A 25084-nucleotide genomic window follows, 5' to 3' on the forward strand; every position below is an offset into this window, starting at 1 on the left:
GCCTCATCAGTCGGTCGATTGTTCTGTTTGTTCGAACCTGTGCCGCCGCACGCCTGTTGGTTGACGGCGGGCAGGGACATTTCGGCCAAGTCTGCTGAAGGTGCTGCCGGGGACAAATCGCTGCCGGCAAATACTTAGTTCAGGAATTTCTGAACTAAACGCGGGCGCAGCGGTTAGACTGCGCGAAAACACTGTTGTGGAACTGCTGCCCCATGGCCTCGACCTTGCCCGACCTGAAACTGCTGCGCATCTTCGTCAGCGTGGTGCGCCACCAGGGTTTCGCCAACGCCCAGCGCGAGCTGAACCTGTCGACCTCGGCCATCAGCACCTACATGAGCCAGCTGGAAGGCGCCCTGGGCATCGTCCTGTGCCATCGCGGCCGTGGCGGCTTCAGCCTCACCAGCAAGGGTGAGCTGTTCCACCAGGAGACCCTGCGCCTGCTGGCCGAGCTGGACGGTTTCGAACAGTACGCCGCTGCCCTCAAGGGCGAATTGCGCGGCACGCTCAACCTTGGCGTGATCGACTCCACGGTCGGTGACCGCGCCTTGCCGCTGGCCGAAGCGATCGGCGCCTATAGCCAGGAGCACCCGGCGGTGCACCTGCACCTGTCGGTGTCCAGCCCTTACGAACTGCAGCTGGGCGTGCAGGACAATCGCCTGGACCTGGCCATCGGGGCGTTCTCCTCGCGCATGAGCGGGCTGCTGTATCAGCCGCTGTACCGCGAACAGCACTGGTTGTACTGCAGCAGCCGCCACCCGCTGTATGGCGAGCGGCGTATCCCCGAGCAGGTGGTGACCCAGCAACGCATGGTCGGGCGCGGCTACTGGAGCCAGGCCGAGCTGGCCCGGCACGGCTTCAAGCACAGTGCGGCAACGGTGGAAAGCATGGAAGCGCAACTGATCCTGATTCTTTCCGGCGCCTACATCGGCTACCTGCCCGAGCACTATGCCCAGGCCTGGGTCGACAAGGGCGACCTGCGCGTGCTGTCGCCTTCCACCTTCGGTTACCAGGCGCCGTTTTCGTTGATCATCCGCCGCGGACGCAGCCGTGAGCCGCTGATCCAGACCTTCCGCGACCTGTTGAAAAGCCAGCTCAACGTTGGCTGATGAACAAGGCGTTCACAACATTCCGTCGGGACGCCTTAAATTCCTGCAAATGCGGGCCGCTAAACTGATAGCGCTCTGCTACATATCAACTTGCGCTGATGATTTTTTCCCTAAATTATCCTGCAAGGATCGCCCAAGATGCGCATGAACTTGCCCGTCACTGAGCACGAAAGAACCTTCTCCAGCGACCAACGCCTGATCTCCACCACCGACCTCAACAGCCGCATCACCTATTGCAACGACGCTTTCGTGGCGATCAGCGGTTTCACCTATGACGAGCTGGTCGGGCAACCGCATAACCTGGTGCGTCACCCGGACATGCCGCCGGCCGTGTTCGGCCATATGTGGGACACCATCAAGCAGGGCAAGCCGTGGATGGGCGTGGTCAAGAACCGGGCGAAGAACGGCGACTTCTACTGGGTCAGCGCTTATGTCACGGCCATCTACGAACAGGGCCGCATCAGTGGCTACGAGTCGGTGCGCTCGGTGCCCACGCGCGAGCAGATCCGCCGCGCCGAAGCGTTGTATGCACGCTTGCGTGCCGGCCGTGCGCCGGTGCCGTGGGCGGCCCGCCTGGGGCATGGCCTGGGCCACGGCTGGCCATTGATCGGGGCTGGCCTGCTGTCGGCGGCAGGCTACCTGTGGCTGCCGCCCTATGCGGCGCTGGGCGTGCTGATGGCCAGCCTGCTGCTGGCCTGGTACCTGGTCGAGCTGCGCCAGAACCAGGCCATTCGCCGCACCTTGGCTGAACACCCCAAGGCCTTCACCAGCCCGCTGGTGGCGCTGACCTACAGCGACAACCCAGGCCTGCAAGGCCAGCTTGACCTGGCCATCATCAGTGAAGAGGCGCGCCTGCAAACAGCCCTGACCCGCCTGGTCGATGCCGGCGTCGGGGTGAAGTCGCGGGCCGCGCAGTCGGCTGGCCTGTCCGATGCCCAGGCGCAGATGCTCGACCGTCAGCGCAACGAAACCGACCAGTCCGCCACCGCCATCGCGCAGATGGCGGCGACCATCCAGCAGGTCACCCACAATGTGCAGAGCACGGCGCACGCCGCTGGCGATGCCGACCAGCTGGCGCAGCAGGGCAGCGAGCTGGCGCTGCAGAGCCTGAGGGCCATGGGCAGCATGAGCGATGCGGTGAATGACATCGGCCAGGCGGTCAATGCCCTGGCCGAGCAGACCCAGTCGATCGGCAGCGTGGTCGATGTGATTACCTCGATTGCCGAGCAGACCAACCTGCTGGCGCTGAACGCGGCCATCGAGGCGGCCCGCGCCGGCGAGCAGGGGCGCGGCTTTGCCGTGGTGGCCGATGAAGTGCGTTCGCTGGCCCAGCGCACCCGCGCCTCGACCGAGGAGATCCACCAGATCATCGCCTCGTTGCGCGCCGGGGCCGAGCGGGCGGTGAGCACTGCCAGCCGTGGCGAACAGATTTCCCGTGACAGCGTGCACAGTGTCGAGGCGGTGCAGGCAGCGCTGAGCGGGATTGCCCAGGCGGTCAGCCGGATCACTGGCATGAGCCAGCAGATGGCGACTGCGTCGGAGCAGCAAAGCCATGTGGCCGAGGATATCAACCAGCAGATCGTGCGGATTGCCCACCTGTGCGACGAGAGCGCCGGGCAGGCCAGGCAGGGCGCGGAAATCAGCCAGGACCTGGAGCGCATGGCCGAGTACCTGCACAGCCTGGCGGAACGCTTCAACCGCTGAGCTGGCTGGGGCCGCGTTGTCGGCCCCGGGTTTGTGGCAAACTGCTCCCGCCAAGGAGAACCCCATGCCCAGACCCCGCTGCGAGCGCTGCCAGCGCCCGCTCGACCATTGCCTCTGCCCACTGATTCCGGCACTCGACAGCCGCACCCGCGTCATCCTGCTGCAGCACCGCAGTGAAACCAGCCATGCGCTCAACACCGCCCGCCTGGCGGCCCTGGGCCTGAAAAATGCCGAGTTGCGGGTCGGCGAAGTGTTCGAGGGCCTGGACGCATTGCTGGCGACGCCCGGCTATCGGCCGGCCCTGTTGTTCCCGGGCGACCAGGCCCGGGTGCTGGCGCCTTACCAGCAGGCGCACGACGAACCCTTGCTGTTGATCGTGCCTGACGGTACCTGGCGCAAGGCGCGCAAGCTGTTGTACCTGAACCCGCTGCTGGAGGCGTTGCCGAGGGTCACGCTGGGGGCTGTTGCGCCGTCGCGCTATCGGTTGCGCAAGGCGCCGGAGGTGGGGGCGTTGTCGACCATCGAGGCGGTGGTGGGGGCATTGAATGCACTGGAACAGCCGGCCAGCTTCGATGCGCTGCTGGCGCCGTTCGAGGCATTGATCGAGGGGCAGATCAGGGCGATGGGGGTCGAGACCTTCCAGCGTAATCACGGCGGCGAGTGACGGCTGGGGGCCGCAGAGCGGCCCCGGCAATCGCAAACCGATCAACGCATCTCGGGCAAACGCGCCTCGGTGCTCACTTCAGTAGCCGCCAGCGCCTCCGGCGGCAGCGAAATGCGCTGCTTGCTCAGCAGCTCACCCATGGTCGCCAGCACGCGGTAACGGGAGAACTCCTCGGTGTAACGCACCTCGGTGTAGCGGCGGTCGGCGTTGTACAGCTCGTTTTCACTGTCCAGTACGTCCAGCAGGGTACGCTGGCCCAGGCCGAACTGGTCCTGGTAGGCGGCACGCACGCGCTTGGTCGTTTCGGCGTATTCACGTGCGGTCGGCAGCTGCTTGCTGGCGTTGTTCATGGCGTTCCACGCCAGGCTCAGGTTCTCGGTCAGCTCGCGCAGGGCGTTGTTGCGGATGTCCAGGGCCTGGTTGATCTTGTGCGCGTCGGACTGCAGGCGAGCCTTGTCGCTGCCGCCGCGGAACAGGTTGTAGTTCATCTCCACGCCGGCCTGCCAGTCGTTGTTGTTATGGCCTTTCTCGCCGCCGGTGTTGTTGTTGGCACCGGTGGCCAGGATGGCGTCGAAGCGCGGGTAGAAAGTCGACTTGGCCACTTCGTACTGCTTCTCGGCAGCGTTGACATCAGCCTGGGCCGACTTGATGTACGGGTTGTTCTGGCGCATGCCCTCGCGTGCTTCTTCGAGGTTGGCGGGCATTACCACCTTGATCGACTGCGGTGCCTCCAGCTCGTCCGGCATGCGCCCGACCACGCTGAAGAAGTTGGCCTCGGCGTCGGCCAGGTCGACTTCGGCGGTGTCCAGGTTGTTTTCCGCCAGGGCGCGACGTGCGCGGGACTGGTCAAGGTCGGCGGTGCTGCCGACGCCGCGCTCGTTGCGCAGGCCGATCTGGTCGTTGACCCGCAGGTGGGCTTGCAGGTTGTTCTTGGCCAGCGTTACCAGTTCACGGCGCTTGAGCACCTCCAGGTACACCTCGACCGCACGCAGGGCAACATCCTGGGCAATGGCCTGGGTGTAGTAGGCGCGAGAGGTCGAGACCGCTTCGGTGCGGCCCACTTCGTTCGAGGTGTTGAAACCGTCGAAGATCATCTGCCGCAGGCGCAGCTCGGACTGGGTGTAGTTGAGGGTTTCCTTGTTGTGGTTACCCTCGGCACGCGTGCTGGTGTTGTCCGAACGCTGGCGGCCATAGCCAGCGACCAGGTCCACGGAAGGGTAGTAGCCACCACGCGCAAATTTCACGTCTTCATCGGCCGACAGCTTGCTGTTGCGGTTGGAGCTGATTTGCGGATGGTAGTCCACGGCGCTTTGGACGGCTTCGGTGATCGACATCGCCTGTACGTTGGCACTCGCCAGGGCCAACAGCAATGCACTGGTGATGGGGTTCAAAACGCGCATGGTACATCTCCCTGATCCTGGAATTGATCCTGCTGTCGCCAAAAAAATGACGAAAAAGTTATCGCATATAGTGTTGCAGGTTTTTAACGACACAGCTAAGTACATTCAACGCGATAGATAAGAAGATTTATTCATATTAAGTTGCCATGTAAGCGCTGAAAAGTCTAAAAACTGGACCTGTCGCGAAGGTTGATAGCGCGCCGGAAGACCTGAAAAGCCAATGGATAGTGGGGTTTGTGCGGGTTCCAGAACGATTCTGGATAAGCGCGCGGGTTGCTAGGCGAAATCGATATTTGGCGACAAAAAAATGTCACTTTGGCTTGTGCAGGGTTTTCTGACCAAGAATATACAGGCTCACCAGTACAGCGCTGGCCAGCATGAAAGCGCGGGCCCAGAACAGGGGGACCAGGTAGCATGACAGGCCGATGCTGGCCCACATCAGGCCGATGGCGTAGAGCTTGCCCTTGAGGGGAATGCCTTCACCACTGAGGTAGTCGCGAATCCACGGCCCGAGTTTGGGGTGGTGGACCAGCCAGTGGTGAAAGCGCGGCGAGCTGCGGGCAAAGCAGGCCGCCGCCAGCAGCAGGAACGGGGTGGTGGGCAAGACCGGCAGGAAAATCCCCAGCACCCCCAGCGCAACGCTGAGCCAGCCAGTGGCCAGCAGCACGTAGCGCACAGGCGACTCAGTGGTGGCGAGGCTTGAGCAGCGCCGGTTTCTCGTCAGGAGCGTGCAGCAGCAGGAACAGCGCGGTCAGCGCTTCGGGGATCTGTACGATCATGTCGTCCTGCAGGTTGGCGTTGCTGGCGATGTCGGCGAACTCCGGTTGCTCGTCGAACAGGCCCGAGCCGACCATGATCGGCAGCAGCATCTCGCTGACTTCTTCCTCGGCGTTCTCGAACCAGGCCTCTTCACGCAGGAACACGCCTTCCATGAAGCCGATGCACCAGCCGCGCAGGTCGGAATCGTCCGGCTCGTCGGTCAGGTCGAGCTCGCACGGCAATTCGAATTCGTCATCGCTGGCCAGCTGGCGGGCGATATGGGCCTTCAGCGCAACCAGGGTGGCTTCGATTTCGGTGCGCTGGGCGTCGCTGGCGTAATGCGGCTCTTCGGCGAACAGGGCGTCGATCCACTCGCGTTCCGGCACTTCCTCGGCGTTGATCGACAGGGCGGTGAGGTAGCCGTGGGCGGCGACATAGTCCAGCGCTTCTTCGTGCAGCTCGTCGGCGTCGAGGAAGGCTTGCAGGCGGGTCAGTTGCTCGGCGAAGGACATTACAGGGCTACCTTGGGGAATAAACGATAACGAATTCTAGCACCTTGCGACGGTGGTGGGGGAAAGGCAACGTCTATCACCGTGTGCCCTGCGCCGGGCAGTGCTGCGGTATACTCCGCGATTTTTCACCCAGGCGCCGGTTTTGCCGGCGGCCTGGCAAAAACCGCTTACGCATTTGGCGTGTGCGGGGCGGGTTTTTCGTCCAGCCTGTGTCCAGGATGGTACGGCGATTTGTGGAGTTGCACATGCTCGAACAGGCTCAGCGCGTTCTCAAGGACGTCTTCGGCTACGACAGTTTCCGCGGGCGCCAGGCAGCGATCATCGACTGCGTGGCCAATGGCGGCGATGCCCTGGTGCTGATGCCCACCGGCGGCGGCAAGTCCTTGTGTTTCCAGGTACCGGGGTTGCTGCGTCCGGGCTTGACGGTGGTGGTCTCGCCGCTGATCGCGCTGATGGACGACCAGGTTGCCACGCTCGATGAACTGGGCGTGCCGGCCGCCGCCCTGAACTCCACGCTGACGCCCGAGCAGCAGCGTGAGCTGGCCGGGCGCCTGCGTCGTGGCGAAGTGAAAATGCTGTACCTGGCGCCGGAGCGCCTGGTGCAGCCACGCATGCTCGATTTCCTGCGCGACCTGGACATCGCCCTGTTCGCCATCGACGAAGCCCACTGCGTGTCGCAATGGGGGCACGACTTCCGCCCCGAGTACCTGCAACTGGGCCAGTTGGCCGAGCTGTTCCCGCATGTGCCGCGCATCGCCCTGACCGCCACCGCCGACATGCGCACCCGCGAAGAGATCGTCCAGCGCCTGCACCTGCAAGGGGCCGAGCGCTTCCTGTCGAGCTTCGACCGGCCCAACATCTTCTACCGCATCGTGCCCAAGGAGGCGCCGCGCAAGCAGTTGATGGCGTTCCTCGGCGAGCGTCGGGGCAACGCCGGCATCGTCTATTGCCTGTCGCGCAAGAAGGTCGACGAAACCGCCGCCTTCCTCTGCGACCAGGGCTTCCCGGCGTTGCCCTATCACGCTGGCCTGCCTGCCGAGACGCGCGCGGCCAACCAGCACCGGTTCCTCAACGAGGAAGGGCTGATCATGGTCGCCACCATTGCCTTCGGCATGGGCATCGACAAGCCCAACGTGCGCTTCGTCGCCCACCTCGACCTGCCCAAGTCGCTGGAGGCGTACTACCAGGAGACTGGCCGGGCCGGGCGTGACGGCCTGCCGTCCGATGCCTGGATGGCCTACGGCCTGCAGGACATGGTGATGCTCAAGCAGATGCTGCAGAACTCCGAGGGTGACGAACGCCACAAGCGCATCGAGCAGCACAAGCTCGACGCCATGCTGGCGCTGTGCGAAGAAACCCGCTGCCGGCGCCAGGCGCTGCTGGCCTATTTCGACGAGGTCCTTGAACAGCCCTGCGGGCACTGCGACAACTGTGTCGACCAGGTGCAGACCTGGGACGCCACCGAGCCGGCCCGCCAGGCGCTGTCGGCGGTGTTCCGCACCGGCCAGCGCTACGGCGTCGGCCACCTGGTGGACGTGCTGCTGGGCAAGGACACCGAGAAGGTACGCAGTTTCGGCCACGAGAAACTCTCGGTGTTTGGCGTCGGCAAGGGCCTGGCCGAGGTCGAGTGGCGTTCGCTGTTCCGTCAGTTGGTGGCGCGTGGCCTGGTCGATATCGACCTGGAAGGCTATGGCGGCCTGCGCCTGTCCGACAGCTGCCGGCCGCTGCTGCGTGGCGAGGTGACCTTGCAGCTGCGCCGCGACCTCAAGCCGCAGACCAGCGCCAGGGCCTCGTCGTCCGGCGGCGGCAGCCCGGCCAGCCAGCTGGTGCGTGCCGAAGAGCGCGAACTGTGGGAGGCGCTGCGCACCTTGCGGCGCAAGCTGGCCGAAGAGCACAGCGTGCCGCCCTACGTCATCTTCCCCGATTCGACCTTGCTGGAGATGCTGCGCAGCCAGCCGGTCAGCCTCAGCGACATGGCCCAGGTCAGCGGCGTGGGGGCGCGCAAGCTGGAGCGCTATGGGCAGGCCTTCCTCGAAGTGCTGAACAACAGCGGCGGCACCGCCGAGGCGCCGAAAGTGGTGCTCGACCTGCGCCACGAGCTGGTCAGCCTGGCCCGTGCCGGCATGACCCCGGCGCAGATCGCCGGGCAGCTCAATTGCAGCGAGAAGAACGTCTACAGCCTGCTGGCCGAGGCGCTGGGCCGTCAGGAATTGAGCCTGGAGCAGGCGCTGGACCTGCCGGAAGACCTGTTGATGGAAGTGCAGGATGCCTTCCTCGATGGCGAGGGCGAGCTGCCCCCGGTATCGGCCATCGCGCCGTTGTTCGGCGGCCGTGTGCCAGAAGGCGTGCTGTATTGCGTACGGGCGGCGCTGGCAGCCGAGTTCGAGCTGTGACCGGCACCCGGCTCGACGGCAACGCTGCCATCTGCTGACCTTGGTCATGTTTTTTGACGATAATCGGACTTTCACCAGGGCCCGAGCCTTGCCTCGTGGGGCGGGCCATGGTTAGCTGCCTAATAATTAGATCTGTTCAATGAGTTGCCTATGCCACTGACCGACAACCAACACCGCTTCGGCATGCAGCTGGCCCAGATGTCCCGGGGCTGGCGTGCCGAGCTGGACCGCCGCCTGGCCGGGCTCAACCTGTCCCAGGCGCGCTGGCTGGTGTTGCTGCACCTGGCCCGTTTCGAAGACGCCCCGACCCAGCGCGAGCTGGCCCAGAGCGTGGGTGTCGAAGGCCCGACCCTGGCGCGCCTGCTCGACAGCCTGGAAGCACAGGGGCTGGTGCGCCGGCAGGCGGTGCTGGAAGACCGGCGGGCGAAGAAGATCGTGCTGTGCCCGCCGGCCAAGCCGCTGATCGACCAGATCGAGACCATTGCCAACCAGCTGCGGGTGGAGTTGTTCACCGGGGTGGACGAGGCCGACCTGCAGGTGTGCATGCGGGTGCATGCGCGGATCCTGGCCAACCTGGAGAAATCCTGAGGGGCCTTGGGGCCGCTTTGCGGCCCCGGCAATTCAGAACGTATGCCCCAGGTTCAGGTACACCGCCTGCTCATGCGCGCTGTTGGCGCCATAGGTGAAATTCAATGGCCCCAACGGCGTCTCCAGCCCCAGGAAGATGCTTGCCGCGTTGATGTAGCCACTGTCGAAGGCGTTGTCGTTGTTCCACGCCCGCCCACGTTCCAGCGACCCGCCGAGGTACAAAGGGAAGTCCAGCGGCAGGTAGGCCCGTGGTGTCAGGCGGCGATAATAGACCACGCGCAGCAGGCTCATGTTCTGCCCTGACACCGAGTCCTGGCGGAACCCTGACAGCTCCCTTGCCCCTCCCAGTACGAAGCTTGACGTGACCACTTCGGTGGCATCCAGCGTGCGCCCGTAGCGCCCGCCCAGCACGAAGGTGTTCGGCCCGCTGCTGATGGCTTTGTCCAGGTTGAACATCCACTGTCGGTAATCCTGGTCGGAGTCCAGCGACTTGTCGTACTTGCGCAAGGTCAGGCCAATGTCCTCGCCGCGGTGCGGGAAGTACACGTTGTCGAGGGTGTCGAACGAGTATTTCAGCTCGTAGAAGCCTTCGTTGAAACTGACCTTGGGCAGGTCCTGGTCGCCGATGCGCACCTCGGCCTCGCCCCAGGCCTTGCCCACGCCCAGGCGCACTTCACCGTTGGTACCGATCTGCCGCCCTACGTTCAGGCCAAAGCCGTAACGCTCCAGGCGGTACTCGGCGACGGGGTCGTTGTCCAGGGTCGCTTCGATGTTCTGCGAGTTGAAGTCCAGGTACGGCGCGATGAAATAGCGCGAACCCACGTCCAGCGGCTGATAGAACTCGCTATAGAGTTCCTGCTGGTCGCCGATCTGGCCACGGGTCAGCCATTCGGCGCCGAGGCTGTTGATGCCGTTGACCCGGTAGCTGGCACCCAGGTTGAAGGCGCTGTCGCCGCGCAGGTCGTCCGACAGGTTGAGGCCCAGGCGCAGGTAGTCGGTGCCACCGCGTCGGCCGCGGGCGTTGATCACCAGGGTGTTGTCGTCGCCCTTGTGTACCACGCGATATTGCACCCGGTCGAAGTAGTCCAGGCCATACAGCGTGCCCATGTCGGTCTGCAGGCGGTCCAGCTCCAGCGGCGCATCGATTGGCTGGCGGATGTACGAACGGATGACGTCGTCGCTGACCTTGGAGTCGTTCTCGATCCGGATTGCGGTAATCACCGGGGTGCGCTGGCGTGGCGAGCGGGCTACCGCCAGGCTGCTGTCGGCCTCGGGCTGGCGCAGGGCGGCGAGGCGAGCATCGAGCAGGCGGGTTGCACGGTAGCCGGCGTCGATCATCTCCCGGGCGCGGCCGAAGTCGGTGACACCGAAGGCGGCCAGCGGCGGCTGGATGAGAATGTCGTCGCGGTGCAGGCTGGCCAGCTGCTCGTCCGAGTTGCGCCGGGTCATCAGGGTGATCGACTGGTTGAGCACGTCGACCACCGTGGCCAGTTGCTTGCGGTCACGCAGCGGGGTGCCGATGTCGACCACGATGGCCAGGTCAACGCCCATTTCGCGGGCCACGTCCACGGGAATGTTGTCGACCATGCCGCCGTCCACCAGCAGCCGGCCATCTAGCTCGACCGGGGCGAACACCGCCGGGATCGACATGCTGGCGCGGATCACCTGGGGCAGGTGGCCATGGCTGAACACCACTTTCTCGCCACTGGCGATGTCGGTTGCCACTGCCCGGAAAGGAATCGGCAGCTTGTCGAAGTCACGGGTGTCGGCGGTGTGCGCCAGCTTGCTTTCCAGCAGCAAGGACAGGTTCTGGCCCTGGATCACGCCCAGTGGCAGGCCCAGGCTGCCATCGTCGCGAAAGCTGAGTTTCTGCTTCACCAGGAAGTCGCGGTCGTCCTGCTTGCGCCGGAACGGCACGTCCTTGCGTGGCGGGGCATCGGACAGCGCCTGTTGCCAGTCGAGGGTGGTGGCGAGCTTTTCCAGCTCTTCGACACTGTAGCCCGAGGCGTACAGGCCGCCGATCACCGCGCCCATGCTGGTGCCGGCGATGGCGTCGATGCGCACGCCTTGCTGTTCAAGCGCCTTGAGCACACCGATGTGGGCCAGGCCGCGGGCTGCGCCGCCCGACAGCACCAGGCCGACCTTGGGCCTGGCCGGTTCGCTGGCAAAGGCCGTGAGCGAGGTGAGGGCGAGCAGGAAACAGAACAGCAGGCGGCGCATCGTGAGTCTCAAACCGTGGGCTAAAGACCGCTAGTATAAGCGGCCACTCACCTGGAGACGTTTCACCATGGCCGACAGCAAACCTGAAATCGTGATCACCTATTGCACCCAGTGCCAGTGGCTGCTGCGTGCCGCCTGGCTGGCCCAGGAACTGCTCAGCACCTTTGCCGATGACCTCGGGCGGGTGGCGTTGGAGCCGGGCACCGGGGGCATCTTCCGCATCACCTGCAATGGCGTGCAGATCTGGGAGCGCAAGGCCGATGGCGGCTTCCCCGAGGCCAAGGTACTGAAGCAACGGGTGCGTGACCAGATCGACCCGCAGCGTGACCTGGGGCACAACGACCGCTGATCAGCTGCCCTCGGCGGCAGGCTGTTGCCGCGGGGCCTGCTCGGCAGCCAGGCGGCTGGACAGCACGATGGCGAGAATGATCAGCGCGCCGCCCAGCAGCATGCGCAGGGTCGGGGTTTCGGCGAACACCACCCAGGCCACCGCAATGCCGTAGACCGGCTCCATGCCGAACACCACGGCGGCGGTGCGCGCCTTGATCACCGCCAGGCTGGCGACGAACAGGCTGTGCGCCACGCCGGTGCAGAAGATGCCGAGCAGGGCGATCCACAGCCAGTCCCGGCTGGCTACCTCGGCCAGGCCTGGTGCGGCGAACGGCAGCAGGCACAGGCCCACCACCAGGTTCTGCCACAACGCCGCCTGCACCGCCGGCAGGCGGCCGGAGCCGGCGCGGTTGGTGAGCGACAGCAAGGCGAACAGCAGCCCCGACAGCAGCGCCCAGAGCAGGCCAGCGGTGGCCTGGCTGGCCAGGTCGAATGCCGGGGTGACCAGCATCAGGCCGATGCTTACCAGCAGCACCAGCATGGCTTCGTTGCGGCGGATCCGTTCGCGGAACAGCAGGCCCTCGAGAATCACGGTAAAAGCCGGGAAGCTGGCAAAACCGAGGGTGGCAATGGCCACGCCACCGACTTTCACGGCGATGAAAAAGCTGACCCAGTGGCCCGCCAGCAGCACGCCGCCAAGCAGCAGGCGGCGGACATCCTGGCCGCTCAGGCGTTGCCAGCCCGGGCCGCTCAGGCTGGCGAACAGGGCCAGGGCGAGCACGGCGAAGGCGGCGCGGCCGAACACGATGATCGCCGGGCTGGCGCTGGCGGCCAGCTTGCCGAAGACGCCGGTCAGGCCGAAGAACAGCGCGCCAATGTGCAGGGCGCCGAGGGCGGTGCGGTGGTTCATGAGGGGTCCTTGCTGAAGATCTCTGCTGGCAGTAACGGCCTCTTCGCGGGGCTTACCCGGAAGAGGCCGGCACAGGCAAAGTGTAAAGGTTCAGGCCAACACGTTCTGTCGCAAGACTAGTGTGCGTTGTCGCCAGCCTCTCGCCGCAACGCCAAAGGCGAGCAGCCGAATGCCCGCAACATCGCCGCCGAAAACGCGCTCTGCGAGCTGTACCCCACCTGCGCCGCGATCTCCCCCATCGGCAGCAAGGTCTGCACTATCAGCCGCCGCGCCTTGAGCAAGCGGCGCTGGCGGATGTAGTCCATTGGCGTCATGCCGCATTCGGCAGTAAAGCGTGCGTGCAGGCGAGCACTGGACAACCCGGCGATGCGCGCCAGGTCGGCGACCTGCAACGGGTAAGCGGCATGCTCCTCGATATGTGCATCGAACGCCGCATACGGCAGCCGCTGGCAAGCACCGCTGCTGGCAGCCGCCGTGGGGTTGAGGCTGGCCAGTAGCAGCGCGGCGCCTTGCCGGGCAACCAGCGGATCGTGCACCGGGCTGGCCGCCAGCCAGTCCACCAGCTGTTGCTGGCGCTCGTTCAGGCCCAGGGCGGCGGGACGCTCCAGCAGCCGGCGGCTGGCATCGGCATGCTCACCCAGTTGCTCGCGCAACCAGCGCTCCCCGGGCACATCCAGCACCAGGCAATCGCTGCCGTGATCGCTGGCGCAGATGTGATGAGCGCCTGCCGGTACCACGACCAGCCCCTGGCGATCGATCCCGGCGCCACGCCCCTGGACTTCGAACTCCAGGCGGCCGCGCAGGCCGAACACCAACTGCGGGTGTTCGTGGCTGTGGGCGATCAGGCTGTGGCGGTAATGGCGCAACGAGAGGATCGGGCCGGTCATGGGAAACGTCCTGGCGGGGCAGACCCGCATTGTGCCCGATTCCCGGCAGCCCATCACTCGTCACGGTTTCGCCATGGCACTGTCATCCATGCCTGCCAGGCTCCAGCAAACTGCGCCGGAGCCTGCCCATGACCCATGCCGAACTGTCCCGTCCCTCGCGCAAGCAGCGCGTGCGTACCCTGTGGATTTCCGATGTGCACCTGGGTACCCGTGATTGCCAGGCCGAACACCTGGCGCAATTCCTCAAGGGCTACCAGGCCGACCGCATCTACCTGGTGGGCGATATCATCGATGGCTGGAAACTGCGCAGCGGGATCTACTGGCCGCAGGCCCACACCAATGTGCTGCGCTGCCTGCTGACCATGAGCAAGCGCGGTACCGAAGTGGTCTACGTCACCGGCAACCATGACGAATTCCTGCGCCGTTATTCCAGGCTGATGCTGGGCAATATCCAGCTGGTGGACGAGGCCGAGCACCTGACCGCCGATGGCCGTCGACTGCTGGTGATCCATGGCGACCAGTTCGATGTGATTACCCGTTATCACCGCTGGCTGGCGTTTCTCGGCGATCGGGCCTACGAGTTCACCCTGGTGCTCAACCGCTGGCTCAACCATTGGCGTGCCCGCTATGGTTACGGCTATTGGTCACTGTCGGCGTACCTCAAGCACAAGGTGAAAGGCGCAGTGAACTTCATCAGCGACTTCGAGGATGCCATTGCCCACGAGTGCACCCGTCGTGGTTTTCATGGCGTGGTGTGTGGGCATATCCACCATGCCGAGATTCGCCGGGTGGGGGAGGTGGAGTACCTCAACTGCGGGGATTGGGTGGAGTCGTGTACGGCGCTGATCGAGCATTGGGATGGCACGATCGAGCTGTACCGGTTGGCCGAAGCGCAGGCGCGCGAAGCCCGCCAGGCTGAAGCGTTGCGGGAGCCGGCGTAAGGCTGAGGCCCCCGCAAAGCTACAGGCTGATCTTGCCCAGCAGGATATCCCTGAACATCACGAAGTCCCCGGCCAGGCTGTACAGCGGGTGGGTGAAGGTCGCAGGCCGGTTCTTTTCGAAAAAGAAGTGCCCGACCCAGGCAAAGCCGTAGCCGAACACCGGCAGCGCCAGCAGCAGGGCCCATTTGCCACTGCCGATGGTGTAGGCCAGCAGGGCAATCACCAGGCTGGTACCGACAAAGTGCAGGCGGCGGCAAGTGGGGTTGCCGTGCTCCCCCAGGTAGTACGGATAGAACTCGGCGAAACTGCGAAACTGCGCTGTGCGGTTCATGGCACTGCTCCGGCAGGTACTTTTGGACAAGATGCACGGCGTGGAGCCTGAATCGAGTCTAGAGTGACAGGCGGCGCCTTCCAGTGACAATGGGCGCCAATCGAGTATCCTTGGGGTTCACCGCAGGAGCGGTCGGCACTGTCATGAGCGAAAGAACCACGTCAGCCAGCTGGGCAACCGGGATCGTGAAGGCACTCGAGCTGGAAGGGCTGGACTGCCGGGCCATGTTCAAGCAGCTGGGGCTGGACTTCACGGCCCTGGATGACCCTGATGCGCGCTTCCCGCAGGACGCCATGACCCGCCTGTGGCAACTGGCAGAGGAGCTGTCGGGCAACGAGGCCATTGGTCTGAACATGGCGCGGGTGGTGCGCCCGGCATCGTTCCATGTGGCGGGCTATGCGTTGATGTCCAGCCGCACCCTGGCCGAGGGTTTCGAGCGCCTGGTACGTTACCAGCGCATCATTGCCGAAAGTTGCGACCTGAGCTTCGTCGCCGACCCCGAAGGTTACTCGCTGATCCTCACCGTGCACGGCGACCATCTGCCGCCGACCCGGCACAGTGCCGAAGCGTCACTGGCCTGCGGGCTGGCATTGTGCTCATGGCTCAGCGGCCGGCCGGTGCAGCCGCGCCGGGTGCTGCTGCAGGGCCCGCCACCCAGGCATGTCGAGCCTTACAAGGCGGCGTTTCATGCCCCGCTGGTGTTCGCTGCGGCGCACGATGCGCTGCTGTTCGAGCGGGCCGACATGGAGGCGCCGTTGCCCACCGCCAATGAAGCCATGGCGGTGCTGCACGACCGTTTTGCCGGGGAGTACCTGGCGCGCTTTTCCGAAACCCGGGTAACCCACCGGGTACGCCAGGTGCTGTGCCGCATTCTGCCGCAAGGCGAGCCCAAGCGCGAAACCCTGGCCCAGGCCCTGCACCTGTCGCAGCGCACCTTGCAGCGGCGCTTGCAGGAAGAAGGCACCAGTTTCCAGGCATTGCTCGACGACACCCGTCGCGAACTGGCCGAACAGTACCTGGCCCAACCGGGCATGACCCTGCTGGAAACCGCCTACCTGCTGGGTTTCGCCGACCCCAGCAACTTCTACCGGGCGTTCCGCCGCTGGTTCGATACCACGCCCAGCGAGTACCGTGCCCGCCTGGGCGCCACGGCCACGGGGCTCAGTGACGCCAGAACGCTGGCATACACAGCACTAGCACGGTGATGATCTCCAGGCGGCCGAGCAGCATGCCGCTGGAGAGGATCCACTTGGCTGCGTCCGGCAGGCTGGCATAGTTGCCTGACGGGCCGATCACCTCGCCCAGGCCCGGGCCTACACCGGAGACCGTGCCGGCAGCACCGGTCAGGGCAGTCATCCAGTCCACGCCAAGCAACGACAGCAGCAGTGCCATCACGCAGATGGTAATGGCGAAGAAGAACGAGAAGGTCAGGATCGAACGCACGATCTCTTCGTCGAGGCGGTGGCCGTTGTACTTCTGCTTGATCACCGCGCGCGGGTGGATCAGCTGGTTGAGGCTGGCCTTGAGCAGGATGTAGGCGACCTGGAAGCGGAAGATCTTGATGCCGCCCGCGGTCGAGCCGGAGCAGCCCCCGACGAAGCCCAGGTAGAAGAACAGCATCAACGAGAAGTTGCCCCACAGGCTGTAGTCGCCCAGGGCGAAGCCGGTGGTGGTGACCACCGAGGTCACATTCAGGGCCACGTGGCGCAGGGCGTCGAGCCAGTGCATCTGGGTGGTGGCCCAGTACCAGGTGCCAAGTACCAGCCAGGTGACCAGCAGCATGCCGAGCAGGCCCTGTACCTGCTGGTCGCGAAGCAGCGCCTTGCGGTTGCCACGCAGGGTCGCGACATACAGCGTGAAGGGCAGGCTACCGAGGATCATCACTACCACCGCGACCCAGTGCACGGCGGGGATGTCCCATTTCGCCAGCGACTGGTCGGAGGTGGAAAAACCGCCGGTGGAAATTGCCGACATGGCGTGGTTGATCGCATCGAAGGGGCTCATGCCGGCCCACCAGAAGGCCAGCGCGCCGAGGATCGAGAAACCGACGTACACCCCCACGATCGACTTGGCGACCATGTGCGAGCGTGGCATGACCTTCTCCGAGCGGTCGGACGATTCGGTCTGGAACAGGCGCATGCCACCGATGCGCAACAGCGGCAGGATCGCTACCGCCATGCCGATGAAGCCGATGCCGCCAAGCCAGTGCAGCATCGAGCGCCACATCAGGATGCCCGGTGACATGCTGTCGAGCCCGCTGAGCACGGTAGCGCCGGTAGCGGTGATGCCCGACATGCTTTCGAAGAAGGCGTCGGTGTAGCTGATGTGCTGGGTCAGCAGGAAGGGCAGGGCGGCGAACACGCACACCACCAGCCAGCTGCTGACCGTCAGCAGGTACATGTCGCGCGGGCGCAGGTGCACATGCTCGGGGCGGCCCTGGACCACCAGGGCCAGGCCGGCAAGAAAGGTGATCAGGCTTGACCAGAGGAACGACGGCATGTCGCCGGTGCGTTCGAAGATCACCAGGGTCGCCATGGGTACGGCCATGCTGACAGCGAGGGTAATCAGGAAGATGCCGATGATGAAACCAATGATCCTTAAGGTCGGCAACGCCATGTGATCTGCTCTGACTCGAAACGGAAGGGCGCCATTCTACCTATGGGTCTGGTGATGTAAACGCTAGAATGGCGCCACATTCACCTGCCAGGAGGGTAGCCGATGGAGGCTCTCGACGCATTGCTCAACCGTGTTTCCGTGCCACGCCTGACCGACCCGGCGCCCAATGCCGCCCAGCGTGAAGCGCTGTTCCAGGCTGCATTGCGTGCCCCGGACCACGGCCAGCTGCGGCCTTGGCGGTTCCTGACCATCGAAGGCCAGGGCCGCGAGAAACTGGGCGAGCTGTTCGCCGAAGCACTGCAGCACAAGGGCGATGCCAGCCAGGCTGCACTGGACAAGGCCCGCGCCATGCCGCTGCGGGCGCCGTTGCTGATCGTGGTGATTGCCCGCGTGCAGGATCACTTCAAGGTGCCTGGTTCCGAGCAGCGCCTGGCGGCGGGCTGTGCGGCGCATGGCATCCTGATTGCCGCGCATGCGCAAGGGGTCGGGGCGGTATGGCGGACCGGTGACATGGCCTACGATGCCCATGTGCACCAGGGCCTGGGGCTGGCCGCGAACGAAGAGCTGATTGGCTACCTGTATGTCGGTACGCCGCTGACCGAGCCGCGTACGGCGCCGGTCCTGGACACCGCAGATTTCGTCAGCGCCTGGGGCGAATAACGCAGCCTTGGGCTGATTGCCGTATCAAGGCATCCGGCCCTTTCGCGGGCTCGCCCGCTCCCACAGGTACAACACTGCCTTCAGGGCCTGTGTAGTACCTGTGGGAGCGGGCGAGCCCGCGAAGAGGCCTGCAGCATTTACATCAATCAACTACCCGTCACTTCAGCTACAGGCAACTCCAGCCTGGCCACAAAGCCTCCCTGTGGATGATTGTCGAGCACCAGGCTGCCGCCATGACGCTCCGCCGCCTTGCGTGCAATCGCCAACCCCAGCCCATGCCCCGGCGCTTCCTGCCCCGGCGCGCGGAAGAACGGCTCACCGAGCTGTTGCAGATGCTCGGCTGCCGCCCCGGGCCCATGGTCGCGCACGCTCACCACGATGCGCTGCTGCTCGCGCACGGCGCTGATTTCGATCGGCTGGCCCACCGGGTTGAAGCGCAGGGCATTGCGCAGCAGGTTGTCCACCGCGCGCTCGATCAGCGTTGGCCAACCCTGCAAGGTCAACCCCGGCTGCGCCTCCAGGCGCACGTCCTGCTCCGGCGCACTGAGCTGTGCATCCTTGCGCACGCTGCCGAGCACGGCATTGAGGTCGACCGGCTCGGCATGGGCCTGTTCGGCATCGACCCGCGCCAGGGTAAGGATTTCGCTGATCAGGTCTTCCAGGCGGTCGCATTCGCGAGCCAGGCGCGGCCACAGCGTTTCGCGCTGCGCAGGTTCGGCGCGCTCGGCCAAGGCCAGGGCGATGCGCAGCCTTGCCAGTGGTGAACGCAGTTCATGGGACACATCACGCAACAACTGGCGCTGGCTGCCGATGGTGCTTTGCAGGCGTGCGCCCATCTTGTTGAAGTCCTTGGCCAGCACGCCGAATTCGTCGCGCCGTGCCGCCAGTTGCGCCAGGCTGTTCTGCTGGTAGGTGGTCTGGCCCAGGTCGTGCACGGCGCTGCGCAGGCGGCTGAGCGGGCGGGTGATGGACAGCGTCACCAACAGGCTGAACAGGGTCAGCACCACCAGCGCGATCCCCAGGGCGCTGAGCGGCCATAGCAGGCTTTCGCGGTGCCAGGCATCCAGCGCCGGGTGAGGGATTCGGTAGATCAGCAGGTAGGTCTCGCCGGTGTCGGGGCTGGTGTATTCCTCGGTCAGCCGGCGCCAGGGCAGGCGCCGCTGGTCGTTGTGCTGGCGCGCCTCGAAAGCTGCCGCGCGGCGCGGGAAGGTGCCGGGCACGACGGCTTCGCCGCTGTCATCGAGCACTTGCACGTCGATCTTGAAGCGCTCTTTGCGCCGTTCCAGGAACTGCTGTGCCGCAGCCAGGCCTTCCTGCTCGTAGTGCCTGGCCCACTGGCTGGCCAAGGTATTCAGGCCCGGGTGGCGACTCAGGATCCAGGCATCCTGGTTGAGCATGTGGCCCAGCAGGATCGACAGGCCCGCGACCAGGGCGATGGCCAGCCAGAAACTGGCCAGGACGCGCCAGAACAGTGAACGCAAGTGCACCTCCTAAACGGGAAAAACCCGGCCCGCTATCGGCGGGCCGGGCACAAGCTGGTCAGCTTACTGGGCCTTGCTGCCTTTTTCAGCTTTCCAGGCCTGGAACTCCTGCCACTCGGCTTTACGGGCAGCGCGCTCCTTCTGCAGTTCGTCGAACTGCTTCTGCTGCTCCGGCTTGAGCAGGGCGCGGACCGCACTGTCGGTCTTGTCGTGGCTGGCCTTCAGCTCGTCCTGCATGGCCTTCTGGTCGGCCGCCGGCAGCTTGGACAGGTAGCGTTCGGTGATCTCGCGGCGCTGCTTCATCTGTTCGCCCATCAGCTTGCCGATCTGCTGGCGCTGGTCACGGCTCAGGTCCAGCTGGTGGAACGGCGCGTCACCGCGATGATGTGGGCCGTCGTGGCGCGGGCCGCCTTCAGGCATGGCCATGGCCACGGTCGGCAGGGCAGCGGCGAACATCAGGGCGATAAGGGTCTTGCGCATGGTGTCTCTCCTTTCATGGGCCGGTGTCTACCGGATGAGCACAGTCTAGGGAGAGCACCGTCAAGCGCCGTCAGCGGAGGGTAAAGGCTCGGTAAAGAGGGTCAGAGGCAGTAGTAATAGCCGCGGCTGCGCAGGGCCACGATGCGCGGGCGGCCATCGGCGTGCGGGCCGATCTTCTTGCGCAGGTTGCTGACGTGCATGTCCAGGCTGCGGTCGTACAGGGTCAGTTTGCGGCCCAGGCCGATCTGCGCCAGTTCCTGCTTGTCCAGCGGCTCGCCCGGTTGGCGCAGCAGGGCTTCGAGAATGCGGCTCTCGGACAGGGTCAGGGTCATTTCGCGGCCATCGATGCTGGCCACGCCACGGGCGGGGCTGTAGACCAAGTCGCCCAGCTCCACCTGGCTGCTGGTGGCGGCAGGGTGGCTGCGGCGCAGCACGGCGCGCAGGCGGGCAGTGAGTTCACGTGGGTCGCACGGTTTGGCCAGGTAATCGTCGGCGCCCAGTTCCAGGCCGAGGATGCGGTCCAGCGGTTCGCCGCGGGCCGAAAGCATCACCACTGGCAACTCGGCATGCTCGCTGCGCAACTGCTTGAGCAGTTCCAGGCCACTGCCATCGGGCAGCATCACATCCAGCACCACCGCCGCCGGGGCATGCGTGGCCAGGGCCTGGCGGGCGCTCTTGCCATCGTGGCAGGCACGCACGGTGAACCCTTCCTGGGTCAGCCAGCTGCCGAGCAGCTCGCACAGTTCCTGGTCATCATCAATCAGTAACAGCTCGCTCATGACTCACTCAATTCAACCATTGACGGCGACTATTCGGCCCGCCAGTGGCAAAGATACCGCAGACTGATGGCAATCGTATAACGGCCAGTACCGCGTGGCCTTCTTCGCGGGCTTGCCTGCTCCCACAGGGGCACCACAGTGCCTGAGGCTTGTGGTTTACCTGTAGGAGCGGGCAAGCCCGCGAAGAAGCCGACGCGGTCTCAGATCAGGGCAGTACTTGCTTGAACGGCTTGACCACGACCTTTTCGTACACGCCGGCCGCAATGTACGGATCGGCATCGGCCCAGGCCTGCGCCGCCGCCAGGGAGTCGAACTCGGCAACGATCAGGCTGCCGCTGAAACCCGCTTCGCCCGGGTCATTGCTGTCGATGGCCGGGTGCGGGCCGGCCAGCACCACGCGGCCTTCGGCCTTCAGTTGCTGCAGGCGCTCGATGTGCGCCGGGCGGGCAGCCAGGCGTTTTTCCAGGGAGTTTGCGACGTCGCTGGCGATGATGGCGTAGAGCATGTCAATCCTTGGGTTTGGAGGTAGAAGGGTCGTCGTGCAGGTGGCGCGACAGGTATATGCCTTGCGCCACCAGGAACATCACGGTCATGCCCAGGCTGCCGAACACCTTGAAGTCGACCCAGAAGTCCTGGAAGGTGAAGGCGACGAACAGGTTGGCCGCGCCGCAGAACAGGAAGAAACCGATCCAGGCCAGGTTCAGGCGGGTCCAGATGAGGTCGGGCAGGCTCAGGGCATGGCCCATGATGCGCTTGATCAGCACCCGGTCGCCGATGAAGTGGCTGCCGGCGAAGCCCAGGGCGAACAGCCAGTTCACCACCGGCGCCTTCCACTTGAGGAAGGTTTCGCTGTGGAAGGTCAAGGTCAGGCCGCCGAACACCAGGCACGCCACCAAGGTCAGCCACTGGCCCTTCTCCAGCTTGCGCTGACGCAGGAACAGCGCGCCGTAGACCACCAGCGAGCTGATGATGAGCATGGCCGTGGCGCTGTAGATCCCGCCGAATTCGAAGCTGTGGCCGGCGACTTCCATCGGGCGCGGGTCGAGCTTGTAGACGATGAAGAACAGCAACAGCGGAATGAAATCGATGAATTGTTTCACAATGGCAGCCAGAATCGGGATGTGACGGCATAATAACAAACATCGATTCCAGCGAAAGCGCTCCTCCATGAATGTTGATCTGCACTGTCACAGCACGGCCTCCGACGGCGCCCTGTCGCCCTCGGCACTGGTCGCCCGGGCCCATGAGCACGGGGTGCAAACGCTGGCACTGACCGACCATGACACGATCGAGGGCCTGCCCGAGGCGCGCCAGGCCTGCCACGACAAGGGCATGCACTGGGTCAGCGGGGTAGAGCTGTCGTGCACCTGGGGCGGCGCGACCATCCATGTGCTGGGCTATGATTTCCCGCTCGACGCGCCGCCGTTGCTGGCGGCGATCGAAGCGCTGCACCGTGGCCGCTGGCTGCGCGCCGAAGAAATCGACAAACGGCTGGCGGCCAAGGGCATGCCCGGCGCCCTCGAAGGCGCCCGCGCCGTGCAGCACGAACTGGGTGACAGTGGCAACGCCCCGGCACGCCCGCATTTTGCCGAATACCTGGTGCGCGCCGGGCACGTCAAGGACCGCGGCGAGGCGTTTCGCAAGTGGCTGGGCGCCGGCAAGCTGGGCGATGTCAAGCAGCATTGGCCGAGCCTCGATGAAACCGTTGCCACCCTGCGCCAGTCCAACGCTTGGGTGAGCCTGGCGCATCCCATGCACTACGACCTGACCCGCAGCAAGCGCAGAAGGCTGATTGCCGACTATATTCAGGCAGGCGGGCAGGCACTTGAGGTGGTCAACGGGATGATGCCGGCCGAGCAGGTGGGCACGATGTCCATCCTCACCCGTGAGTTCGGCCTGCTGGCAAGCGCTGGCAGTGACTTCCACGGCCCCGGCACCTGGGGCGAGATCGGTGCCTACCGGCCTTTGCCCGAGGACCTGCCACCTCTGTGGCGCCGATTCAGCCATGAACAGCCTTTGGCGGTATGAACAGGACGACTACGTGAGCCAATTTTTCCAGATTCATCCGGAGAACCCGCAGCCGCGGCTGATCCGCCAGGCGGTGGAGATCATCCGCAAGGGCGGCGTGGTGGTGTATCCGACCGACTCGGCCTACGCCCTGGGCTGCCAGATCGGCGACAAGACGGCGATCGAACGGGTGCGGCGCCTGCGCGGCCTGGACAAGACCCACAATTTCACCCTGATGTGCTGTGACATGTCGCAGCTGGGGCTGTATGCCAAGGTCGATACCGGTACCTTCCGCCTGCTCAAGGCGCATGTGCCGGGGCCTTATACCTTCATTCTCAATGGCACCCGCGAAGTGCCGCGCCTGCTGCTGCACGAAAAGCGCCGAACCATCGGCCTGCGCGTGCCCGACCATGCCATCACCCTGGCCTTGCTTGCCGAGCTGGGCGAGCCGCTGATGAGCGTGAGCCTGATCCTGCCGGGTGACGACGAGCCGATGACCGACCCCTACGAGATTCGTGAGCGCCTGGAGCATCATGTCGACCTGGTGATCGACGGCGGTTTTGGCGACCTCAAGGCCTCGACCATCATCGACCTGTCCGGTGACGAGCCGGAGCTGATCCGCGAAGGCTGCGGCGACCCCACACCGTTCCTGGTCAACGCGTGAGCCAGGTAGCAACACCCGAGGCCCCGCCCGAACTGGCCGAGGCGCCGCGGCAACTGCAACTGGCGCTGGTGTATGGCGAAGCCCTGACCGAGCTGCCGCTGGACCTGTACATCCCGCCGGACGCGCTGGAAGTCATCCTCGAAGCCTTCGAAGGCCCGCTGGACCTGTTGCTGTACCTGATCCGCAAGCAGAACATCGACATCCTCGACATCCCGGTGGCGGAAATCACCCGCCAGTACATGGGCTATGTGGAACTGATGAAAAGCGTGCGTCTGGAGCTGGCGGCCGAATACCTGGTGATGGCCGCCATGCTCGCCGAGATCAAGTCGCGCATGCTGCTGCCGCGCTCGGCCGATGTCGAGGAAGAGGAGGGCGACCCGCGCGCCGAACTGATCCGCCGCCTGCAGGAGTACGAGCGCTTCAAGGCTGCCGCCGAAGGCATCGATGGGTTGCCTCGGGTTGGCCGCGAGGTCGTGGTGCCACGCCTGGAGGCACCGCAGGCCAAGGTACGCAAGCTGCTGCCCCAGGTCAGCCTGGAAGAGCTGCTGGTGTCCATGGCCGAGGTGATGCGCCGCAACGACCTGTTCGAGAGCCACCAGATCACCCGCGAGACCCTGTCCACCCGGGAGCGCATGAGCCTGGTGCTGGAGCGCCTGAAAGGCGGCGGCTTCGTGCCGTTCGTCGAGCTGTTTGCTGCCGAGGAGGGCAAGCTCGGCGTGGTGGTCACCTTCATGGCGATCCTTGAGCTGGTGAAGGAATCGCTGGTCGAACTGGTGCAGAATGAACCCTTCGCCGCCATCCACGTGCGGCTTCGCCCGGCGCTTGTAGAAGAACTTGATGAACCTGAATGAACCCCGTGACCTGGCGTCACTGATCGAGGCCTTCCTGCTGGCTTCCGGCAAGCCGCAATCGCTGGAGCGCCTGTACGAGCTGTTCGAAGAGGCCGAGCGGCCAGAGCCCAAGGTCTTCAGGCAGGCCCTGGAGCTGCTGGGCGCATCGTGCGCTGGCCGTGCCTTCGAACTCAAGGAAGTGGCCAGCGGTTACCGCCTGCAGATTCGCGAAGATTTTGCCCCCTGGGTCGGGCGCCTGTGGGAAGAGCGCCCGCAGCGTTATTCGCGCGCGCTGCTGGAAACCTTGGCCTTGATCGCCTACCGCCAGCCGATCACCCGTGGCGAGATCGAGGATGTGCGTGGCGTGGCGGTGAACAGCAACATCATCAAGACCCTCATGGAGCGCGAGTGGATTCGCGTGGTCGGTTACCGCGAGGTGCCCGGGCGGCCGGCGATGTTCGCCACCACCAAGGGCTTTCTCGATCATTTCAACCTGAAGAGCCTGGACGAGCTGCCGGCCCTGGCCGAGCTGCGGGAAATGCAACCCGAGCCGCTGCTCGACCCGGATGATGCGCCGGTGCCGGCGCACCTGCAGGCGTTGGCCGATGCCAGCCTTGGCGCAGAAGAGGAAGTTGCCGAGCCGAAGGAGGAGACCAGTTTCCGTAGCCTGCTGGTGGAGCTGGATGCCATGGAAGAAGGGTTGAAGACTGACTTCGATGATTTGCGCGAGGAAGAGGCTGAGGCCTCGGTGGAAGAAGAGGGCAAGTCACTGCCCTGATTTCTTTGTTGCCTGTACCGGACCCTTTTTTTCGCACCACCCCC

26 protein-coding genes are annotated in these 25084 nt (G+C 64.9%); 13 read left to right on the top strand and 13 right to left on the bottom strand.

All coding sequences use genetic code 11. The features are described from left to right. The first annotated feature begins 212 nt into the window (after positions 1-212). The 3 genes from ACLEJP_RS21275 (at position 213) to ACLEJP_RS21285 (ending at position 3474) form a co-directional block, all read left to right on the top strand. Positions 213-1106: a LysR family transcriptional regulator gene (locus tag ACLEJP_RS21275; protein ID WP_051099419.1), complete on the top strand. Its 894-nt coding sequence runs from the start codon at positions 213-215 to the stop codon at positions 1104-1106. Between the two features lie 138 nt (positions 1107-1244). Then, the gene (locus ACLEJP_RS21280) at positions 1245-2810 is read left to right on the top strand and encodes a methyl-accepting chemotaxis protein (protein ID WP_440809575.1); all 1566 of its coding nucleotides are present in this window, start codon (positions 1245-1247) and stop codon (positions 2808-2810) included. A 64-nt stretch (positions 2811-2874) separates the two neighbouring features. Further along, on the top strand, positions 2875-3474 hold the full coding sequence (locus ACLEJP_RS21285) for a tRNA-uridine aminocarboxypropyltransferase (protein WP_440809578.1): 600 nt from the start codon (positions 2875-2877) through the stop codon (positions 3472-3474). A gap of 41 nt (positions 3475-3515) precedes the next feature. Here ACLEJP_RS21285 and ACLEJP_RS21290 read toward each other — a convergent pair whose 3' ends face one another. The 3 genes from ACLEJP_RS21290 to ACLEJP_RS21300 all read right to left on the bottom strand — a co-directional run bounded on the left by ACLEJP_RS21290 (position 3516) and on the right by ACLEJP_RS21300 (position 6145). Then, positions 3516-4874 carry a TolC family outer membrane protein gene (locus ACLEJP_RS21290; protein WP_440809580.1) on the bottom strand — a complete coding sequence of 453 codons (1359 nt, stop codon included), beginning with the start codon at positions 4872-4874 and terminating at the stop codon, positions 3516-3518. Between the two features lie 310 nt (positions 4875-5184). Further along, a complete protein-coding gene (locus ACLEJP_RS21295) occupies positions 5185-5550 on the bottom strand; it encodes a YbaN family protein (RefSeq protein ID WP_440809582.1) in 366 nt (121 codons plus the stop codon). Between the two features lie 7 nt (positions 5551-5557). Further along, complete coding sequence (locus ACLEJP_RS21300) at positions 5558-6145, bottom strand: YecA/YgfB family protein (RefSeq protein WP_296232412.1); 588 nt, start codon at positions 6143-6145, stop codon at positions 5558-5560. 245 nt (positions 6146-6390) lie between these two features. Here ACLEJP_RS21300 and recQ point away from each other — a divergent pair, with 245 nt between their 5' ends. Together recQ and ACLEJP_RS21310 are read left to right on the top strand one after the other, a co-directional pair. After that, positions 6391-8538: a DNA helicase RecQ gene (recQ, locus tag ACLEJP_RS21305; RefSeq protein WP_440809585.1), complete on the top strand. Its 2148-nt coding sequence runs from the start codon at positions 6391-6393 to the stop codon at positions 8536-8538. A 150-nt stretch (positions 8539-8688) separates the two neighbouring features. After that, positions 8689-9126, top strand: a complete 438-nt coding sequence (locus ACLEJP_RS21310; protein ID WP_087502739.1) for a MarR family transcriptional regulator — start codon at positions 8689-8691, stop codon at positions 9124-9126. 33 nt (positions 9127-9159) lie between these two features. Here ACLEJP_RS21310 and ACLEJP_RS21315 read toward each other — a convergent pair whose 3' ends face one another. Continuing rightward, on the bottom strand, positions 9160-11346 hold the full coding sequence (locus ACLEJP_RS21315; RefSeq protein WP_440809588.1) for a patatin-like phospholipase family protein: 2187 nt from the start codon (positions 11344-11346) through the stop codon (positions 9160-9162). A gap of 67 nt (positions 11347-11413) precedes the next feature. Between ACLEJP_RS21315 and ACLEJP_RS21320 the strand changes: the two genes are divergently transcribed. Further along, positions 11414-11695 (top strand): SelT/SelW/SelH family protein, encoded by a 282-nt coding sequence (locus tag ACLEJP_RS21320; RefSeq protein WP_003259082.1) that lies wholly within the window; start codon positions 11414-11416, stop codon positions 11693-11695. On the opposite strand, the gene ACLEJP_RS21325 is transcribed toward ACLEJP_RS21320, so the two are convergent. Beyond that, entirely contained in the window at positions 11696-12586 is an 891-nt protein-coding gene (locus ACLEJP_RS21325) for a DMT family transporter (protein ID WP_440809592.1), read from the bottom strand. A gap of 116 nt (positions 12587-12702) precedes the next feature. Then, positions 12703-13473: an AraC family transcriptional regulator gene (locus ACLEJP_RS21330; RefSeq protein WP_440809595.1), complete on the bottom strand. Its 771-nt coding sequence runs from the start codon at positions 13471-13473 to the stop codon at positions 12703-12705. A 128-nt stretch (positions 13474-13601) separates the two neighbouring features. On the opposite strand from ACLEJP_RS21330, the gene ACLEJP_RS21335 reads away from it, so the two are divergent. Further along, positions 13602-14414 carry a UDP-2,3-diacylglucosamine diphosphatase gene (locus ACLEJP_RS21335; RefSeq protein ID WP_440809596.1) on the top strand — a complete coding sequence of 271 codons (813 nt, stop codon included), beginning with the start codon at positions 13602-13604 and terminating at the stop codon, positions 14412-14414. Between the two features lie 19 nt (positions 14415-14433). On the opposite strand, the gene ACLEJP_RS21340 is transcribed toward ACLEJP_RS21335, so the two are convergent. Beyond that, on the bottom strand, positions 14434-14745 hold the full coding sequence (locus tag ACLEJP_RS21340; protein WP_440809597.1) for an Mpo1-like protein: 312 nt from the start codon (positions 14743-14745) through the stop codon (positions 14434-14436). 143 nt (positions 14746-14888) lie between these two features. Here ACLEJP_RS21340 and ACLEJP_RS21345 point away from each other — a divergent pair, with 143 nt between their 5' ends. Further along, complete coding sequence (locus ACLEJP_RS21345; protein ID WP_440809600.1) at positions 14889-15950, top strand: AraC family transcriptional regulator; 1062 nt, start codon at positions 14889-14891, stop codon at positions 15948-15950. On the opposite strand, the gene ACLEJP_RS21350 is transcribed toward ACLEJP_RS21345, so the two are convergent. After that, positions 15907-17361, bottom strand: coding sequence for a TrkH family potassium uptake protein (locus ACLEJP_RS21350; protein WP_440809602.1), 1455 nt, complete (start codon positions 17359-17361; stop codon positions 15907-15909). The two genes, ACLEJP_RS21345 and ACLEJP_RS21350, sit on opposite strands and share 44 nt — an antisense overlap. A gap of 102 nt (positions 17362-17463) precedes the next feature. Between ACLEJP_RS21350 and ACLEJP_RS21355 the strand changes: the two genes are divergently transcribed. After that, positions 17464-18021: an NAD(P)H nitroreductase gene (locus ACLEJP_RS21355; protein ID WP_440809605.1), complete on the top strand. Its 558-nt coding sequence runs from the start codon at positions 17464-17466 to the stop codon at positions 18019-18021. 146 nt (positions 18022-18167) lie between these two features. Here the strand turns inward: ACLEJP_RS21355 and ACLEJP_RS21360 are convergent, their stop codons facing one another. From ACLEJP_RS21360 to ACLEJP_RS21380, 5 genes are all read right to left on the bottom strand, one after another. After that, positions 18168-19508, bottom strand: coding sequence for an ATP-binding protein (locus ACLEJP_RS21360; RefSeq protein WP_440809608.1), 1341 nt, complete (start codon positions 19506-19508; stop codon positions 18168-18170). Positions 19509-19565: 57 nt separating this feature from the next. Then, complete coding sequence (locus ACLEJP_RS21365) at positions 19566-19982, bottom strand: Spy/CpxP family protein refolding chaperone (RefSeq protein ID WP_440809610.1); 417 nt, start codon at positions 19980-19982, stop codon at positions 19566-19568. A gap of 101 nt (positions 19983-20083) precedes the next feature. Then, positions 20084-20761, bottom strand: a complete 678-nt coding sequence (locus tag ACLEJP_RS21370) for a response regulator transcription factor (protein WP_225778741.1) — start codon at positions 20759-20761, stop codon at positions 20084-20086. A 205-nt stretch (positions 20762-20966) separates the two neighbouring features. Beyond that, positions 20967-21266 (bottom strand): YciI family protein, encoded by a 300-nt coding sequence (locus ACLEJP_RS21375; RefSeq protein WP_280044910.1) that lies wholly within the window; start codon positions 21264-21266, stop codon positions 20967-20969. A 1-nt stretch (position 21267) separates the two neighbouring features. After that, positions 21268-21861, bottom strand: a complete 594-nt coding sequence (locus tag ACLEJP_RS21380; RefSeq protein WP_440809613.1) for a septation protein A — start codon at positions 21859-21861, stop codon at positions 21268-21270. Between the two features lie 67 nt (positions 21862-21928). Here ACLEJP_RS21380 and ACLEJP_RS21385 point away from each other — a divergent pair, with 67 nt between their 5' ends. The 4 genes from ACLEJP_RS21385 to scpB all read left to right on the top strand — a co-directional run bounded on the left by ACLEJP_RS21385 (position 21929) and on the right by scpB (position 25040). Continuing rightward, positions 21929-22789, top strand: a complete 861-nt coding sequence (locus ACLEJP_RS21385) for a PHP domain-containing protein (protein ID WP_440809615.1) — start codon at positions 21929-21931, stop codon at positions 22787-22789. Positions 22790-22802: 13 nt separating this feature from the next. Further along, complete coding sequence (locus ACLEJP_RS21390; protein ID WP_440809617.1) at positions 22803-23432, top strand: L-threonylcarbamoyladenylate synthase; 630 nt, start codon at positions 22803-22805, stop codon at positions 23430-23432. Between the two features lie 125 nt (positions 23433-23557). Next, on the top strand, positions 23558-24283 hold the full coding sequence (locus tag ACLEJP_RS21395; protein WP_440809628.1) for a segregation and condensation protein A: 726 nt from the start codon (positions 23558-23560) through the stop codon (positions 24281-24283). After that, entirely contained in the window at positions 24270-25040 is a 771-nt protein-coding gene (scpB, locus tag ACLEJP_RS21400; RefSeq protein ID WP_440809620.1) for an SMC-Scp complex subunit ScpB, read from the top strand. Before ACLEJP_RS21395 ends, scpB begins: the two co-directional genes overlap by 14 nt. Positions 25041-25084 lie beyond the last annotated feature (44 nt).

The organism is Pseudomonas sp. SMV7 (genome assembly GCF_052041995.1).
Classification (GTDB): Bacteria; Pseudomonadota; Gammaproteobacteria; order Pseudomonadales; family Pseudomonadaceae; genus Aquipseudomonas.